This window comes from Mumia sp. zg.B21, from assembly GCF_019550855.1.
Classification (GTDB): Bacteria; Actinomycetota; Actinomycetes; order Propionibacteriales; family Nocardioidaceae; genus Mumia.
Map to the genome: position 1 here is coordinate 1,033,192 of NZ_JAHWCJ010000002.1, position 16,558 is coordinate 1,049,749.

At 69.8% G+C, this 16,558-nt stretch carries 17 protein-coding genes and 1 tRNA gene; 13 read left to right on the forward strand and 5 right to left on the reverse strand.

The annotated features are described in order from the left end of the window. The first annotated feature begins 5 nt into the window (after positions 1 to 5). Entirely contained in the window at positions 6 to 2,057 is a 2,052-nt protein-coding gene (locus KV100_RS13845; RefSeq protein WP_308291441.1) for an efflux RND transporter permease subunit, read from the forward strand. 43 nt (positions 2,058 to 2,100) lie between these two features. On the opposite strand, the gene KV100_RS13850 is transcribed toward KV100_RS13845, so the two are convergent. Beyond that, on the reverse strand, positions 2,101 to 2,595 hold the full coding sequence (locus KV100_RS13850) for a MarR family winged helix-turn-helix transcriptional regulator (protein ID WP_220343603.1): 495 nt from the start codon (positions 2,593 to 2,595) through the stop codon (positions 2,101 to 2,103). A 119-nt stretch (positions 2,596 to 2,714) separates the two neighbouring features. Between KV100_RS13850 and KV100_RS13855 the strand changes: the two genes are divergently transcribed. Genes KV100_RS13855 through KV100_RS13865 form a run of 3 tightly spaced genes read left to right on the forward strand, consistent with a single transcriptional unit; the run spans position 2,715 to position 4,234 of the window. Next, positions 2,715 to 2,930: a helix-turn-helix domain-containing protein gene (locus tag KV100_RS13855; RefSeq protein WP_220343604.1), complete on the forward strand. Its 216-nt coding sequence runs from the start codon at positions 2,715 to 2,717 to the stop codon at positions 2,928 to 2,930. A gap of 1 nt (position 2,931) precedes the next feature. Continuing rightward, positions 2,932 to 3,465 carry a Clp protease N-terminal domain-containing protein gene (locus KV100_RS13860; RefSeq protein WP_220343605.1) on the forward strand — a complete coding sequence of 178 codons (534 nt, stop codon included), beginning with the start codon at positions 2,932 to 2,934 and terminating at the stop codon, positions 3,463 to 3,465. 1 nt (position 3,466) lies between these two features. Beyond that, positions 3,467 to 4,234, forward strand: coding sequence for a methyltransferase domain-containing protein (locus KV100_RS13865; protein WP_220343606.1), 768 nt, complete (start codon positions 3,467 to 3,469; stop codon positions 4,232 to 4,234). On the opposite strand, the gene KV100_RS13870 is transcribed toward KV100_RS13865, so the two are convergent. Next, positions 4,231 to 4,893 carry a TetR/AcrR family transcriptional regulator gene (locus KV100_RS13870; protein ID WP_220343607.1) on the reverse strand — a complete coding sequence of 221 codons (663 nt, stop codon included), beginning with the start codon at positions 4,891 to 4,893 and terminating at the stop codon, positions 4,231 to 4,233. The two genes, KV100_RS13865 and KV100_RS13870, sit on opposite strands and share 4 nt — an antisense overlap. 270 nt (positions 4,894 to 5,163) lie before the next feature. Here KV100_RS13870 and KV100_RS13875 point away from each other — a divergent pair, with 270 nt between their 5' ends. Next, positions 5,164 to 6,030 carry a serine aminopeptidase domain-containing protein gene (locus tag KV100_RS13875; protein ID WP_255559635.1) on the forward strand — a complete coding sequence of 289 codons (867 nt, stop codon included), beginning with the start codon at positions 5,164 to 5,166 and terminating at the stop codon, positions 6,028 to 6,030. Positions 6,031 to 6,209: 179 nt separating this feature from the next. Continuing rightward, the gene (locus tag KV100_RS13880) at positions 6,210 to 6,434 is read left to right on the forward strand and encodes a hypothetical protein (RefSeq protein WP_220343609.1); all 225 of its coding nucleotides are present in this window, start codon (positions 6,210 to 6,212) and stop codon (positions 6,432 to 6,434) included. Positions 6,435 to 6,471: 37 nt separating this feature from the next. Here the strand turns inward: KV100_RS13880 and KV100_RS13885 are convergent, their stop codons facing one another. Next, positions 6,472 to 7,437, reverse strand: coding sequence for an acyl-CoA desaturase (locus tag KV100_RS13885; RefSeq protein WP_220343610.1), 966 nt, complete (start codon positions 7,435 to 7,437; stop codon positions 6,472 to 6,474). Between the two features lie 67 nt (positions 7,438 to 7,504). Further along, entirely contained in the window at positions 7,505 to 7,960 is a 456-nt protein-coding gene (locus tag KV100_RS13890) for a helix-turn-helix domain-containing protein (RefSeq protein ID WP_220343611.1), read from the reverse strand. 62 nt (positions 7,961 to 8,022) lie between these two features. On the opposite strand from KV100_RS13890, the gene KV100_RS13895 reads away from it, so the two are divergent. From KV100_RS13895 to KV100_RS13925, 7 genes are all read left to right on the forward strand, one after another. Further along, positions 8,023 to 9,453, forward strand: a complete 1,431-nt coding sequence (locus KV100_RS13895) for an MFS transporter (protein ID WP_220343612.1) — start codon at positions 8,023 to 8,025, stop codon at positions 9,451 to 9,453. 65 nt (positions 9,454 to 9,518) lie between these two features. Beyond that, positions 9,519 to 9,598, forward strand: a tRNA-Gln gene (locus KV100_RS13900). A 35-nt stretch (positions 9,599 to 9,633) separates the two neighbouring features. Further along, complete coding sequence (glmU, locus tag KV100_RS13905) at positions 9,634 to 11,097, forward strand: bifunctional UDP-N-acetylglucosamine diphosphorylase/glucosamine-1-phosphate N-acetyltransferase GlmU (RefSeq protein WP_220343613.1); 1,464 nt, start codon at positions 9,634 to 9,636, stop codon at positions 11,095 to 11,097. Further along, on the forward strand, positions 11,094 to 12,074 hold the full coding sequence (locus KV100_RS13910) for a ribose-phosphate diphosphokinase (protein WP_220343614.1): 981 nt from the start codon (positions 11,094 to 11,096) through the stop codon (positions 12,072 to 12,074). Before glmU ends, KV100_RS13910 begins: the two co-directional genes overlap by 4 nt. 208 nt (positions 12,075 to 12,282) lie before the next feature. Next, a complete protein-coding gene (locus KV100_RS13915; RefSeq protein ID WP_220343615.1) occupies positions 12,283 to 12,945 on the forward strand; it encodes a 50S ribosomal protein L25/general stress protein Ctc in 663 nt (220 codons plus the stop codon). A 59-nt stretch (positions 12,946 to 13,004) separates the two neighbouring features. Continuing rightward, a complete protein-coding gene (gene pth / locus KV100_RS13920; RefSeq protein ID WP_220343616.1) occupies positions 13,005 to 13,589 on the forward strand; it encodes an aminoacyl-tRNA hydrolase in 585 nt (194 codons plus the stop codon). Between the two features lie 238 nt (positions 13,590 to 13,827). Then, positions 13,828 to 15,144, forward strand: coding sequence for a sugar transferase (locus tag KV100_RS13925; RefSeq protein WP_220343617.1), 1,317 nt, complete (start codon positions 13,828 to 13,830; stop codon positions 15,142 to 15,144). A 25-nt stretch (positions 15,145 to 15,169) separates the two neighbouring features. Here KV100_RS13925 and KV100_RS13930 read toward each other — a convergent pair whose 3' ends face one another. Beyond that, positions 15,170 to 16,231, reverse strand: a complete 1,062-nt coding sequence (locus tag KV100_RS13930) for a family 16 glycosylhydrolase (protein ID WP_220343618.1) — start codon at positions 16,229 to 16,231, stop codon at positions 15,170 to 15,172. Positions 16,232 to 16,558 lie beyond the last annotated feature (327 nt).

A 16,558-nucleotide genomic window follows, 5' to 3' on the forward strand; every position in this document is an offset into this window, starting at 1 on the left:
GGTGGGTGCTGCCGATCGCGCTCGTGCTCCTGTGGCTGGTTCTCGGAGGGCTCGCCGGGCCCTTCGCCGGAAAGCTGTCGGAGGTCTCGGAGAACGACAACGCCGCCTTCCTGCCCGAGAGTGCGGAGTCGACCGAGGTCGCGGCGATCGAGGAGAAGTTCGCTCCCGAGTCCGTGCCGATCGTCATCATCTGGGAGTCGGACGGCCCGATCTCCGCCGAGGGTCGAGCGGCCGCCGCGCAGCAGCTCGACGCCGTGTCGAAGGTCGAGGGCATCGAGGGGCAGATCAGTCCACCGGTTCCCTCGGAGGACGGTGATGCCCTGTCGGCGTTCGTGCAGGTGGGTGCGTCGTACGAGGGTGACATCGAGACCGTCGTCGACGACATCCGCGGCGTTGTCGAAGAGGTGGAGGGAGCCACGCCGTACGTGACCGGGCCCGGCGGGTTCGCCGCCGATCTCGGAGCGGCGTTCGGCGGCATCGACGGGATCCTGCTCGGAGTCGCGCTCGCCGTCGTCCTCGTCATCCTGCTGATCGTCTACCGAAGTCCGCTGCTGCCCTTCGCCGTGCTCCTCACGTCCGTCCTGGGGCTCGGTCTCGCCGCCTTCGTGGTCTACCAGCTCGCCGACGGCGGCGTGCTCGACCTCAACGGCCAGAGCCAGGGGATCATGTCGATCCTGGTAGTGGGTGCGGCGACCGACTACGCCCTGCTGCTCGTCGCGCGATATCGAGAGGAGCTGCGCGTCCACGACGACCGGTTCTCCGCGATGCTCGTCGCGTGGCGCCGTGCGCTGCGTCCGATCATCGCCTCCGGGAGCACGGTCATCCTGGGCCTGCTCTGCCTCCTGCTGTCCGACCTCACCTCCAACCGGAGCCTGGGGCCGGTGGCTGCCCTCGGCATCGCCGCTGCGATGCTGTCGGCGCTCACCTTCCTGCCTGCCGCCCTCGTCCTTCTGGGCAGGGTCGCGTTCTGGCCGTTCAAGCCGCACGTGGGCACGGCCAAGCCGGAGGAGTCAGGCGTCTGGGGCAAGGTCGCGGGCCAGGTCGAGCGACGGCCGCGCCGCCTCTGGGTCGGTGCGACCCTCGCACTCGTGGCCGCGGCGGCGTTCGTCCCGACCTTCAACGCGTCGGGCGTCTCGCAGAGCGACCTGTTCCTCGGTGAGGTCGAGGCGGTGCAGGGCCAGGAGGCGCTGGCGCGTCACTTCCCGGGCGGTTCGGGTTCGCCGGCTGTCGTGGTGGCTCCGGAGGACGACCTCGAGGAGGTCGTCAAGGTCGTCGAGGGCACCGACGGCGTGGCTTCCGCCATGCCGATGGCCGAGCGTACGAGCGGACCGCCGACGGGCGACGCCCCGCCTCCCATGGTGGTCGACGGGCGTGTCGTCGTCGAGGTCACGCTCGAGGACGCGGCGGACAGCCACGCCGCCGAGGAGACGGTCCGGACCTTGCGCGACGAGCTTCACGAGCTGGGCGACGACGTCCTGGTCGGCGGCTCCACGGCACAGCAGGTCGACGGCAACGACGTCGCGGAGCGCGACCGGACGGTCATCATCCCGGTCGTCCTCGCGGTCATCCTGCTGGTCCTGATCCTGCTGCTGCGGTCGGTGCTCGCCCCCGTGCTGCTGGTCGCGACGACGGTTCTCAGCTTCTTCTCGACGCTGGGGGTGGCCGGCCTCGTGTTCACCCACGTGTTCGGGTGGGAGGGCGCCGACCCGTCCGTCCCTCTCTACGCGTTCGTGTTCCTCGTCGCGCTCGGGATCGACTACAACATCTTCCTCATGACACGAGTGCGGGAGGAGTCTGCCCGACGGGGCACGCGCCAGGGGATCCTCCATGGGTTGGTGGTCACCGGTGGCGTGATCACGTCGGCCGGGATCGTGCTCGCCGCGACGTTCTCCGCACTGGCGGTGATCCCGATCCTGTTCCTCGCGCAGCTGGCGTTCCTGGTCGCCTTCGGGGTCCTGCTCGATGCGCTCGTCGTGCGTTCGCTGCTCGTTCCGGCGCTGTCGTACGACATCGGCTCGCGGATCTGGTGGCCGAGCGCGCTGCAGCGCCGCCGGTGACGCCGTCGGGCGGGGTGCGCGGGCAGCGCCCCGGCCGACGGGCTCACTTGCTGACGTCGAAGGGAAGCAGCAGTCCCCTCAGCAGGGCCACCAGGTGTCCCGTGTCATCGCCTCCGAGAGACGCGAGCAGTTGACGCTCGCGCTCCAGCAGTGCCTCCAGCGCCGCGTCGACGGCGGCTCTGCCCGTGCTGGTCAACCTGACCTGCACCCCGCGACGGTCGACGGGGTCGGGGAGGCGCTCGACGAAGCCACGAGCCGCCAGCCGGTCGATACGGTTGGTCATGGTGCCGCTGGTCACGAGGGTCTCGCGCAGGAGCTGACCAGGAGACAGCTGGTACGGCTCGCCGGAGCGTCGCAGTGCAGACAGCACGTCGAACTCCCACGTCTCGAGGTCGTGGTCCGCGAAGGCCTCACGCCGGGCGAGATCGAGGTGCCGGGAGAGCCGGGACACCCGGCTCAGCACCTCCATGGGGTCGACGTCGAGGTCGGGGCGCTCGCGTCGCCACGCAGCGACCAGCCGATCCACCTCATCGTCCACCTCTCCAGCGTACCGTCGAGATTCTCGACATCGAGAGTTCGCGCACGCCGACGCGCCGGGGTGACCCACATGTCAATAAGGGTTGACGCCTGCCAACTGCGTCAATTACGGTTGACAGCATGTTCGACGCCGACCCGCTGACCGACTCTGATCCCGCCGTGGGCCTCCGTGCGGTCCGTGCGCTCCGCGAGCTCGCCGACCGTCTCGAGCGCCTCCAGGTGGAGCGCGCGCGAGCCCTCGGGTGGTCGTGGCAGCAGATCGCCGACGCCCTGGGTGTCTCGAGGCAGGCGGCGCACAAGAAGCACGGCGGCGAGGACCGAGAGGGGAAGGGCTGACATGTTCGAAAGATTCGCGGCAGAGGCGCGCTCGGCGGTGGTCGATGCGCAGGAGGAGGCACGCGAGGCAGGGGACCGCCGCATCGAGCCGGTCCACATCCTCGGGGCGCTGGTGAGGCGGGGTGCGGACGACGGGCTGCTGGCACGCCACGGGGTGACCCACGAGGCAGTGCGCCGAGAGATCGTGCGAGGGGGTGGCGGTGCGCTCGACGCGGAGGCGCTGGCGGCCGTGGGTGTCGATCTCGACGCCGTCCGCGCCCAGGCCGACACGACGTTCGGTGAGGGTGCGCTCGAGCGTGCCGGAGGGCGGAGCCGAGGACATCTCCGGTTCACCCGTGCCGGCAAGAAGGTGCTCGAGCGTGCGCTGAGAGCGACGGTCGCGGGCCCCGGACGTGAGATCGGGACCGTGCAGCTGCTGGCGGGTGTCCTCTCGGTCGACGACGCGCGGCTCGCGGCGGTGGTCTCGGCGGTGTGCGACGATCCTGACGCCCTCCGGGCCGACGTCGACCGCGCCGTGGCGGGCTGGGCGGCCTGACGTGGCGCAGTGGGACCCCGCGCTGTACCTCGCGTACGAGTCCGAGCGCGCGCGGCCGTTCGTCGACCTGGTCTCCCGGATCCCGACCGAGCCCCGCGCGATCGTCGACCTCGGGTGCGGACCAGGCCACCTGACCGCCGTGCTGAGGGGCCGGTGGCCGGCGGCGACCATCCTGGGGGTCGACTCCTCTCCCGAGATGGTCGAACAGGCGCGGCGTGAGAACGTCGATCCCGCAGTGGGCTACGAGCTGGGCGACATCGCGGCGTGGTCTCCCGCGGACCCCGTCGACCTGGTCGTCTCCAACGCCGCGTTTCAGTGGGTGCCTGACCAGCTCGAGGTCGTGCCACGACTGCGTGAGCACGTCGCCCCCGGTGGGGTGCTGGCCTTCCAGGTCCCCGACAACCACCAGGAGCCGAGCCACGTCCTGCTTCGAGAGCTCGCCTCGCAGGACCCCTACGCGGAGCATGCCGCTGGGCTGGCGGAGGCGCGCGGTGTCTCACCCCCCACCTACCTCGAGCTGCTCGTCGACGACGCCTGGGAGCTCGACGTCTGGGGCACCACCTACCTCCACCTGCTCCCGGGGGAGGACCCGGTGTTCCGGTGGATCTCCGGGACCGGCGCGCGTCCGGTGCTCGAGGCGCTCCCGGAGGGCCTGCGCGGTCGCTTCGCGGAGGACTACAAGGCGGCGTTGCGCTCGGCGTACCCGAGGGAGGGGTACGGGACGGTGCTTCCGTTCCCGAGGACCTTCGTCGTCGCGAAGCGGCGCTAGGGCTTCGGTGCGTCGCGGAAGAGGGTCGGCTCGGCCTCGAGGTTGGAGAGCCCGTTCCAGGCGAGGTTGACGACGTGGGCGGCGACGATGTCCTTCGTCGGCCGGCGCGCATGGAGCCACCACTGGCCTGTCGTGGAGACCATGCCGACGAGCATCTGGGCGTACATCGGCGCCAGCCTGGCCTCGTACCCGCGTCGTTTGAACTCTCCGACGAGGATGTCCTCGACGCGGCTGGCGACGTCACCGATGATGCTCACGTAGGACCCGGTCGGCGAGCCGACCGGCGCGTCTCGCACCAGGATCCGGAACCCGTCCGAGCTGGTCTCGATGTAGGTGAGCAGGGCGACCGCCGCCGCCTGGAGGAGCTCGCGGGGCCCGCCTGTGGTGAGAGCGGCGCGCATCATGTCGAGGAGCGTGCGGACCTCGCGGTCGACGACCACCGCGTACAGCCCTTCCTTGCCGCCGAAGTGCTCGTACACGACCGGCTTGGACACCGACGCCCGTGAGGCGATCTCCTCGACCGTCGTCCCGTCGACCCCACGGTCGGCGAAGAGCGTCCGAGCGATCGCGATCAGCTGCTCGCGCCGCTCGGCAGCCGTCATCCGTCTGCTGCCCTTGCGCTTGGCGTCCGGGGCGGGGTTCTTGGCCACTCTCGGCATTGTGCCCTACGTGACGTCAGCGCAACCTCGGCGCGCTCCTCGAGGGCGATGCCCGGAATCTCAACGTCCGGTGCATCTCCCGAATGGCGCGAGATTCTCCACTATCCAGGGCCTAAGCAAGCGCTTAGTCACCACCGACGTAGCACGTCACAGAACTTCTTCTAGTGCTCTTGTCCAGGTTGTGATCGGGCGTTAACGTCCCGTTCACCTCGCGGTCTCCCCGGTCGTTCCGGGGCATCCCTGGGCCGCGGAACCGATGGGAGACCGATGATGTTCAGACCACTTGTGCTCCGGCTCGTGACCTTGTTCGCGGCCGTGGCCCTGCCCTTGGTGGGCGCGACGGCTCCGACCGCGACCGCCGCCGACAACCCGTACGAGCGGGGCCCTGCCCCGACGGCTTCGAGCGTGCTCGGCAACGGGTCGTTCGCGGTCAGCACCACCTCGGTGTCGCGGCTGAGTGCCTCCGGTTTCGGGGGCGGCACGATCTACTACCCCACGTCCACCAGCGCCGGGACGTTCGGCGGAGTGGTTCTCGCTCCGGGCTTCACGGCGACGTCCGGGTCGTACGCCGGGCTCGCGCGCAGGGTCGCGTCGCACGGCTTCGTCGTGTTCGCGATCGACACGAGCTCGACGCTCGACCAGCCCGCCAGCCGGGGGCGCCAGATCCTCACGGCACTCGACTACCTCACCGAGCGCAGCTCGGTGAGGTCGCGCGTCGACGCCACCCGGCTCGCGGCCTCCGGCCACTCCATGGGCGGCGGCGGCACGTTGGAGGCAGCGAACTCGCGGCCCACCCTCAAGGCGGCCGTCGCGCTCCAGCCGTGGAACACCGACAAGACCTGGCAGGGGATCCGGGTCCCGACGATGATCATCGGTGCCCAGAACGACTCGATCGCCGCCAACAGCTCCCACTCGATCCCGTTCTACAACAGCCTGACCGGGGCACCTGAGCGGGCGTACGGCGAGCTGCGCGGGGAGAGCCACCTCGCCGCCAACACCAACCCCGACTGGCAGGGCCGCCTGATGGTGACCTGGCTCAAGCGCTACGTCGACTCCGACACGCGGTACTCGCAGTTCCTGTGCCCCGCGCCTACCTCGACGGCGCTGTCGGACTACCGGAACTCCTGCCCCGACTGACCTCACGGCGGATCGCAGGAGGAGGCGGCCGGGCATGGTGGACGAAGCACCGTGCCCGGCCGCCTCACATCATGCCCGGGTCGGCGTCACGACCTCGGCCGCGCGGGCTCTGCTTGCGGCATCGCCGCGGCAGGTCGACTCTGGAGGAGACATCCAATCCTCTGAGGAGGTCGCGTCGCATGCATCTCAGCACCCTGGCCAAGTGGAGTCTCGTGGTCGCCGTGGTGGCGGCGTTCGTGATCACCGGGGCCACCATCCTGCTGCTCGTCCGGGGCGGCACCCTCAACAGCAACCCGTGGGAGCCGATCGGGACGGCTCTCGCCATCTTCGGCGCCATCTCGGCACTCGTGATCGGGATCGCCGAGGCCGACATCGGCACCCACCAGACCAAGCGGGACAGCTAACCGCGGACGCGGCGACGCGTCCGCGGCGCTCGAGAGGTCAGGCCGCGGCTCTCGCGGTGGCCTCGACGCGCTTGGCCTCGATCCGGGACGGGACGGGCCACCGCACGTCGCGCACCCAGCCCGCCTTCTCGAGGAGCCAGATGACGCGGGCCGAGATGTCGATCTGACCGGGCAGCACGCCGTGGCGCGCGCAGGTCGGGTCGGCGTGGTGCAGGTTGTGCCAGCTCTCGCCCATCGACGGGATCGCCAGCCACCACACGTTGCCGGAGTGGTCGCGTGACTTGAACGGCGACTCGCCGACCGTGTGGCAGATGGAGTTGATGGACCACGTCACGTGGTGGACGAGGAAGAGCCGGACGAGGGAGCCCCAGAAGAACGCGGTCGCCGCGCCCTGCCAGGACCATGTCGCCAGGCCACCGATCACGGGCGGCAGGGCGAGGGAGATCAGCACCCACATCGGAAAGAGCTTCGACAGCCGGACGATGTCGCGGTCCTTCAGGAGGTCGGGCGCGTACTGGCGCTGAGGAGTCTGCTCGGCGTTGAACATCCATCCCAGGTGCGCGTAGGCCAAGCCCTTGGTGAGCGCGGGCACCGTCTCGCCGTAGCGCCACGGGGAGTGCGGGTCGCCCTCACGGTCGGAGAACTTGTGGTGCTTGCGGTGGTCGGCGACCCAGCGCGTGATCGGTCCCTGGATCGCCAGGCTGGCGGCCACGCCCAGCGCGATCTTGACCCCGCGATTGGGCTTGAACGCCTTGTGGGTGAAGAGGCGGTGCATGCCGACGGTGACGCCGAGGGTGGAGATCACGTAGAAGACCGCCAGCAGGACGAGGTCGAGCGGTCCGAGCCAGCCGCCCCAGGCGACAGGCACCGCGGCCAGGATGGCGAGGATCGGGAGCACGACGAAGATCCCGAGCATGATCTGCTCAGGCTTGCCGGGGGGTGCGCCCTCGGCGCCGAAGCCGGCCTCGTTGTGTAGCGGGGGGGTCTCGGTGCGTACTGACATGTGGAGGTCCTCGTGTTCGACGGCAGTCTCGCGCGAGCGCGGGCGTTTTAACCTACGCGCGCGTAGGTTAAGTCTTGCTGGCGGTACCCGCCTGAGCAACTTTTACGCCCGCTCGGGCGCGGTCGTACGACATTCGAGCCCTCGCCACCTCGCTCTGGTGCTCCTCGGTCCACCGGACCAGCGACTGGATCGTCTCGAGCAGGGTGCACCCCAGCGGCGTCAGCGTGTAGTCCACTCGCGGTGGCACCACCGGGTGGACCGTCCGCTCGACCAGCCCGTCGCGCTCGAGGTGCCGGAGCGTCACCGTGAGCATCCGCTGGCTGATGCCGTCGATGGCCCGCCGGAGCTCGGTGAACCGCATGGTTCGGTTGCCGACCAGGGAGATCACGAGAAGAGACCACTTGTCGGCCACCCGGTCCAGGATCTGGCGGACCTCGCAGTCCTCGCGCGAGTCCCACTGGAAGGCGTCGTACGGGACGGTGTCGTCGCAGTGCGTCGGTTCTTCTGAAGTGCCTTCTTCCATAAGTCCTCATGGTTCCTCACGATGGGCTCAGTGACAAGAAGTAACCACACGAGGAGCACGTCATGCACGAACGCGTCCCCACCGAGCACACCGCCGCGCAACCCTCTCGATCGCGGGCGCGCGCCCGCGACGCGGCGATGCTGGCCGTCCTGTGCGGCGCCATCTTCCTCGAGGGGATCGACCTGTCGATGACGGCTGTCGCCCTGCCGTCCATCCGGGCAGACCTCGACATGTCGACCACCGGGCTGCAGTGGGTCGTCAGCGCGTACGCCCTCGGCTACGGCGGTTTCGTCCTGCTCGGGGGGCGCGCGAGCGACGTCCTCGGGCGCCGGCGGACCTTCCTCACCTGGTTGGTCGTCTTCCTCCTCTTCTCCGGATTGGGAGGTGTGGCGGTCGACGGGTGGATGCTTGTGGTCTCCCGCTTCGTGACCGGAGTCGCGGCCGGCTTCCTCACCCCGGCCGGTCTGGCGCTCGTGACCACGACCTTCGCTGAGGGGCCGCGTCGTGACCGCGCCCTCTTGATCTACTCCGGGGCCGCCGCCGGCGGCTTCTCCCTCGGGATGATGGTGGGTGGCCTGCTCACGGCGATCGACTGGCGGTGGGTCTTCTTCGCGCCGGTCATCATGTCGGCCGTGCTGCTCGCCGGTGCCGTCGCGCTCGTCCCACGCGACGAGCGCGGCGACGGGTCTGCGCGGGAGCGGTTCGACGTGAGGGGGACTCTCACCCTGACCTCGGCGATGCTGCTCGTCGTGCTGGCGCTGGTGCAGTCGCCGCAGGCGCCTGCGCTCAGGACGGTGGCGGTCGGCGTGCTGGGCCTCGCGCTGCTCGGTCTCTTCGTCGCCCTCGAACGGCGGGCGCCGGCGCCGGTCGTACGGCTCGGCATCCTCCGGTCCGGGCGCCTGGTCCGCGCCAACCTCGCGGCGCTGCTGCTCGTCGGCGCGTTCGTCGGGTTCCAGTTCGTGATGGTGCTGTACCTGCAGGAGCTGCGGGGATGGTCGGAGGTCGAGACCGGGATGGCGATGGCGGTGCTCGGCCTCGACGCCGTGCTGGCCCCGACCGTCACGCCGCTGCTCGTGGCGCGTTGGGGCAACACGGTGGTCTTCCTCAGCGGGTTCGTGGTCGCCGCCGTCGCCTACGCGTCGCTGCTCCGGCTCGGGGCGGACTGGTCATACGCGGCACTGCTGCCCTCCTTCGTCCTGGTGAGCATCGCGTTCGCGCTGGCGTACGGGCCGCTCACGATCGAGGCGACGAACGGGGTCGCTGCGCACGAGCAGGGCCTTGCCGGCGGGTTGCTGTCGACGTCCTTCCAGTTCGGGTCGGCGTTGGGGCTCGCCGCGGTCGCGGTGGTCCTGGCTGCCGTGTCCGGTCCCGCGGTGACGATCGGGCTCGACGGCTTCCGGGCCGCGCTGCTCGTCCCGGTGGTGACCGCGCTCCTCGGGGTCGCGGTGAGCGCGGTGACCCTGCGTCGGGAGTCGGCCCTGCGACGGGACTGAGGAGGTCCGGCGTCCGGCTCGGTGTGTGCAGGGGCCCGTTGGTTCCGTACGCTGGGGGCGGATGATCCCCGGTTGGTCTGTCGGCAGGGCCCGCCGCACTTTGAATGCGGATCAAGCGACGTAGGTTCGACTCCTACCCGGGGAGCTCATCCGCCCGAGTCGTCGGTACGAGAGGAACCCGTGAGCGAGCAGGCTCCGACCATCGTGATGGTGCTGGCCGCCGGTGGCGGCACCCGGATGCGGTCCAAGACCATGAAGGTCCTCCACCCCCTCGCCGGGCGAACGTTGCTCGGTCATGCGCTCCACGCCGCCCGAGGGATCTCCCCGGAGCATGTGGTCGCGGTGATCGGCAACCAGCGTGAACAGGTCGCGGAGCACCTCGCCCAGGTCGATCCCGACGTGATCCAGGCCGTGCAGGAGGAGCAGCTCGGCACGGGCCACGCCGTCGCGGTCGGGCTGGCCTCCCTCGGCGACGAGGCGGTCGGCAGCGTGGTCGTGCTGTACGGCGACGTGCCGTTGCTGGAGCCCGAGACGCTCGAGCGCTTCGTGGAGGACCACCGGCAGCACGGCCGTACCCTCAGCGTCCTCACGGCGAAGGTCGCGAACCCCCACGGCTACGGTCGCGTCGTCCGCGGCGCCGACGGCGGCGTCGTCGAGATCGTCGAGGAGCGCGACGCCACCGACGAGCACCGCAGGATCGACGAGATCAACTCCGGCATCCTCGCCTTCGATCTCGCATGGGCGCGCGAGGCGCTGCGGACGCTCGGCAACGACAACGCCCAGGGCGAGTACTACCTCACCGACCTCATCGGTCTCGCCGTCGCCGAAGGCCGCGAGGTCGGCGCGTACGAGATCGCCGACGCCGTGCAGACCGAGGGTGTCAACACCCGCGTCCAGCTCGCCCGTCTCGCCGCCGAGGCCAACCGCCGCATCGTCGAGCGCCACATGCTCGCCGGGGTGAGCGTGGTCGACCCGGCGACGACCTGGATCGACGTCGATGTCTCGATCGGGCCCGACACCACGATCCTGCCCGGCACCCAGATCCTCGGCGCGACGAGCATCGGCGAAGACGCCCTGATCGGCCCCGACTGCACGCTTCAGGACATGGAGATCGGTGACGGCGCCAGCGTGGTCCGCACCCACGCCTCGCTGTCGGTGATCGAGGCGGAGGCGACCGTGGGTCCGTTCAGCTACCTCCGCCCGGGCACGACGGTGGGCGCCGGCGGCAAGCTCGGTGCGTTCGTCGAGGCCAAGAACACCCGACTGGCTCCCGGCGCGAAGGTCCCTCACCTCTCGTACGTCGGTGACGGCGACATCGGAGAGGGCGCCAACATCGGCGCGGGCTCGATCTTTGCCAACTACGACGGCGTCAAGAAGAACCGCACGACCATCGGCGCTCACGCCCGCATCTCGTGCAACAACACGTTCGTCGCCCCGGTGAGCGTCGGTGAGGGCGCCTTCACCGGTGCGGGAGCGACGATCCGCGAGGACGTTCCGCCAGGGGCACTTGCGGTGTCGGCTGGATCACAGAGGACGATAGAAGGGTGGGTCGCGAGGAAACGCCCCGGGACCCCAGCCGCCGAGGCGGCCGCCCGTGCGGCCGCCGGCGATCAGAGCGACGACGCCCAGGAGAGTCCCACGTGACCGGCATCAAGCGCACCACCGAGAAGAACCTCATGCTCTTCTCGGGTCGAGCCCACCCCGCTCTCGCCGAGGAGGTCGCCAAGGAGGTCGGCACCTCGCTCGTCCCGACGTCGGTGTACGACTTCGCCAACGGCGAGATCTACGTGCGATACCAGGAATCCGTACGCGGCTCGGACGCGTTCGTGATCCAGAGCCACTCCGCGCCGATCAACGAGGCGATCATGGAGCAGCTCATCATGGTCGACGCCCTCAAGCGGGCCTCGGCCAAGCGGATCACGGTCATCCAGCCGTTCTACGGATACGCCCGACAGGACAAGAAGCACCGCGGTCGCGAGCCCATCTCCGCGCGCCTCATGGCCGACCTGTTCCTCACCGCCGGCGCCGACCGTCTGATGGTCGTCGACCTCCACACCGCTCAGATCCAGGGCTTCTTCGACGGCCCGGTCGACCACCTGATGGCGATGCCGATCCTCACCGAGTACGTCCTCGAGCGCTACGGCGACAAGCGGCTCGCCGTCGTGTCGCCGGATGCGGGCCGCATCAAGGTGGCCGAGAACTGGGCCGAGAAGCTCGGCGGCGTGCCGCTGGCGTTCATCCACAAGACGCGCGACATCGACCGTCCGAACGCGTCGATCGCCAACCGCGTCGTCGGTGAGGTCGAGGGTCGCACCTGCGTCCTGGTCGACGACCTCATCGACACCGGCGGCACCATCGTCCAGGCGTGCGAGGCGCTGATGAACGCCGGAGCCGCCGACGTCGTCATCGCGGCGACCCACGCCGTATTCTCGGGGCCGGCGGTCGAGCGACTCGCAAGCTGTTCGGCAGCCGAGGTGATCATCACCGACACGCTGCCGCTGTCCGAGGACAAGCGGTTCGACAAGCTGACCGAGCTCTCCATCGCGCCGCTGCTCGGGAAGGCCATCCGTGAGGTCTTCGAGGACGGGTCCGTCACGAGCCTGTTCGACGGCAAGGCCTGAGCCTCCGCCGTACCCGTCTCGAAGCCCGCTTCGACAGCCTTGCCTCCGCCCTTGTATGATGGGGAAGTTGCCTCGGCGAGGGTTGGCTTTCCGTCAGCCGTGATCGACTTGGTGTCTTGGACTCAGTGCGCGATGCGGCCGTCCGAAAGACCACCGTCGCCGAGGCGCGACCCGCACGAAGACCCCGCTTTTAAGGAGCAGTTCCGCCGTGTCCGAGATCAAGATCAAGGCTGAGACGCGTACCGAGTTCGGCAAGGGCGCCGCTCGCCGTATCCGTCGCGACAACAAGGTTCCTGCCGTCCTCTACGGCCACGGCATCGATCCGATCCACGTGATGCTGCCAGGCCACGACCTCATGCTGGCGCTCAAGCAGCCCAACGCGCTGCTGTCGGTCGACGTCGACGGGGACGCCCAGCTGGTCCTCCCCAAGCAGGTCCAGCGCGACCCGATCAAGGGCTTCATCGAGCACGCCGACCTCCTGGTCGTCCGCAAGGGCGAGAAGGTCACCGTCGACATCCCGATCGTCGTCACCGGCGAGTCGGTGAGCGGTTCGATGGTCGTCACCGAGAACTCCTCGGTCCCCATCGAGGCCGAGGCGACGCACCTGCCCGAGCAGATCGAGGTCTCGGTCGAGGGCCTCGACGCCGGTGCTCAGATCCACGCGTCCGACCTGGATCTGGCCAAGGGCTCGTCGCTGGCCGTCGACGGCGATCTGCTGATCGTCAACATCGTGGCCGAGCCCACCGCGGCGCAGGTCGAGGCCGAGCTGGAGGAGGCCGAGGCCGAGGCCGGCATCGAGCGTGACGAGTCGCAGGCCGAGGCCGCCGAGGCCGCCGAGGCCGAGCAGACCGAGGCCGCACCCGCCGAGTGATCCTGGGACGGATCTTCCGAGCCCCGGCTCACCGACGCGAGCAGGAGAACGACGACGCCATGACGGAATCGCCATGGCTCGTCGTCGGCCTGGGCAACCCCGGACCCGGGTACGCCCAGACGCGTCACAACATCGGCTACATGGTCGCCGACGCCCTCGCTGAGAGAGCGGGTGGCCGCTGGAAGTCGCACAAGCCCACGCGCGCGGACGTCGTGGAGGGTCGCCTCGGCGGCCCTTCCGGCGTCCGCGTCGTGCTCGGCCGCTCACGCGGCTACATGAACGAGAGCGGCGGTGCCGTCAAGGCGTTGGCGACGTTCTACAAGGTGCCGCCCGAGCAGCTCGTCGTGGTCTACGACGAGCTCGACCTCCCGTACGAGACCATGCGCGTCAAGCTGGGCGGCGGGGACAACGGCCACAACGGGCTGAAGTCCATCCGCGCGTCGCTGGGCACCGGCGACTACTACAAGGTGCGGGTGGGCATCGGTCGTCCGCCCGGTCGCCAGAGCCCTGCCGACTACGTGCTCAAGCCGTTCTCGAGCACGGAGCGCAAGGAGCTGCCGCTGGTCGTCGAGACCGCGGCGGACGCCGTCGAGACACTGCTCACCTCAGGCCTCGAGGTCGCACAGCGCGAGTTCAACAGCTGATCGTCATGGGCACCGACATGCGGGGCCGTGCGCTGGCTCACTGTCGTCCTTTGGGGAAATCGTCCACGACGTGCGCCCTTCCTCTGATTCACTCGTTGCGTCGGGGATCAGACCACGCTGGAGGACAGCCTTGACGGACATGCAGGTCGGGCGCGATTCACCGGTGGGAGGTTCGCTGGCCGGTCGACAGACGCGCGCGTCGTCGAGGCTCGCCACGAGGATGCACAACCGGTCGCGCATGGCAGCGATCGCGTTCCTGCTGTCCACGCTGGGGGCCGCTCTCGTGGCTGCCGTCATGGCGGCGAGCGTCGGAGGACATGTCTGGCTGGTCGTCGCGGCGATCGCGCTCACGCTGACCGTGGAGTTCTTCACCCTTCCAGCCTATGAGCGCACCAGGTCTTTGCGGCCTGCGAAGCACCTCGTGGTCGCCGGGTCCATCGGCGTCCTCACGCTCACCGTCGCGGAGATCATCCAGCCCGTCACCGCGCGGCACACGATGATCCTGATCGTCACCTCCGCGGGACTGTGCGCGTGCGCGGTGGTGGTGCGATATCTCGTGGCCGCCCCACGGTCGACGTTGCTGGTGGGCGACCGGACCGGCGTCGGTCACTTCATCGCCCAGTGGAGCGAGCGCCCCGACATCGTGATGGAGGGCATCTGTCTGGTCGGTGACGAGGGAGACACGCTCCCGTCCGAGCTCGGTGGGGTGGCCGTCGTCGGCCGGCTCGGCGACGTGACGGCCGCCGCGGCCGATCTTGCTGTCGACGAGGTCGTCGTCGCGCCAGGCCCCAACCTGAGCGCCTACGACGTCCGTCGGCTCAACTGGGCGCTCGACCACTCCCTGGTCGAGCTCACCGTCGCCACCGAGATCCACGGCGCGATGCCCCGCCGGGTGCAGCCCCGCATGCTGGGGCGGCGTCTGATGCTGTCGGTGCGCCCGCCCCGACGGCCTGCTCTGGCGCTGTGGCTCAAGGGCGTCATCGACTGGATCGGCGCCGTCGTGCTGATCCTCGTCCTGTCGCCGGTGTTCCTCGTGGCGGCCGTGGCGATCAAGCTCACCTCGCCAGGACCGGTGTTCTTCCGTCAGACGAGGACCGGTCTACGCGGCGCGCCCTTCGAGATGATCAAGTTCCGCACCATGGTGGTGGACGCCGAGGACCAGCTCGCCGCGCTGACGGAGCTCAACGAGGGCGCAGGACCGCTGTTCAAGTTGCGCGACGACCCGCGGGTGACGCGGGTCGGCCGGGTCCTCCGCAAGACCTCGCTCGACGAGCTGCCCCAGCTCTTCAACGTGATCCGTGGGGAGATGTCGTTGATCGGGCCACGGCCGGGGCTGCCGCACGAGGTCGATGCGTACGACGACTGGATCCGTCACCGGTTGCAGGTCAGACCCGGGATGACGGGCGCCTGGCAGGTCTCCGGCCGCTCCAACCTGAGTTGGCAGGACTCGGTGCGCCTCGACATCGACTACGTCGACAACTGGACCTTGCGCAGCGACCTGGCCATCGCGGCTCGCACGGCTCGGGCCGTGATCAAGGGCGACGGGGCGCACTGAGCGTCATCGGCCGGCTGCCGCCTCGTTACCGTGGCGCGTAGACGCGGACGTAGTCGACGAGGTAGTCCGCCGGCATGACCGTCAGTTCCGGACGTGCCGGGTCGGGGAAGCCGTTCCAGGCCTGTCCGACCTGGATGTTCAGCCGGATGTTGAACCGCCCCGCGATCGCGCGTTCGAACCACGCGACATCTGCACGGCGGACACGGCCGACAACCTTGCCGTCGAAGAGCCACGTGACGCATCCGGCGTCCCACGTGACGCCGTAGGTGTGCCAGTCGTCAGCGATCGGTGGATCGCCGACGGAGGTCCCCCATCCGCCGGTCTTGCCCGGATGCTGCTGCTTCGTCGTGTCGGCGTGGAGCGTCCAGTAGTACGACCCGGCTCGGTAGTCGTCCCGGATCGTCGGCTCGCCGCTGGCCTCCATGACGTCGATCTCGCCGAGGGAGGTGTCGCTGCGGAGCCAGAATGCGGGCCAGACCCCACGCGAGATCCCCGGCGGGGTCGGCACCCGCGCGCGCATGATCCAGGTCCCGTAGCGGCGGGAGTACTTCCCGATGGTGTCGACGTAGGCGGAGGTGAAGGGCCTCCCGGCCACCGTCTCGCGGTCCGCGCGCAGCCGGAGATGGCCGCTCTCGACCTTCGCGTTCCTCGCCAGGACGCGGGCGACGTCGTAGCTGAGCGAGAGGTTGTCGCGCACCCGCCACCTGCTGGTGTCGATGGTGGTGCCGCTGAACTCGTCGGCCCAGTCGAGCCTTCCGTAGCGAGGATCGCGGTAGTCGGCGACCTTGCACCATCCGGGGGCGCTCGGCCCGACCGTCGTTCGACGTGTGGCCTTCACCACGGCGACCAGACGGACGTCGTCGAACCGGACGGCACGGTGCCTGCCGCCGACGAGTGCCGACAGGCGGACCCGCACGTGGTCGCCGCGCTTCACCGCGCGTGCGGCCCTGACCCGGCGCCACTGCGAGCCGGGAAGCCGGGCGACGCGTCTGCCCCGACCCACGACACGGTTGCGGCGCAGCTCCACCAGCTCGACGGTGACCTTCGTCGCCCTGCGCCGAGAGCGGAGATCGATGCCGGCCCTCACGACCGACGTTCCTGCCGGCAGACGGATCCGCCGCGACCGTGTCCGGACCACCGCGCGCCGTGTGACGGTCGATCGCAATCTCGCAGACCGGTTGCCGGTCGCGCGTGACCGCACGACCGTCAGCCGGGTCCGGCGCGGGTGGAGCGCCGTCCACCTCGTCGTCGAGCTCAAGGGGTCGCGCCAGACGGTGCGCTCCTGCGTCGCGGCGCCGGCCGGGGCGCCGGTGCTCGTACTCTCGCTCCTGCTCCTCGGCGCCGACTCGGCGCTCCCCACGGCGCACCCCGAGAGCGCGAGCAGTGTGACGATCGTTGCAAGAGTCCTCAAACG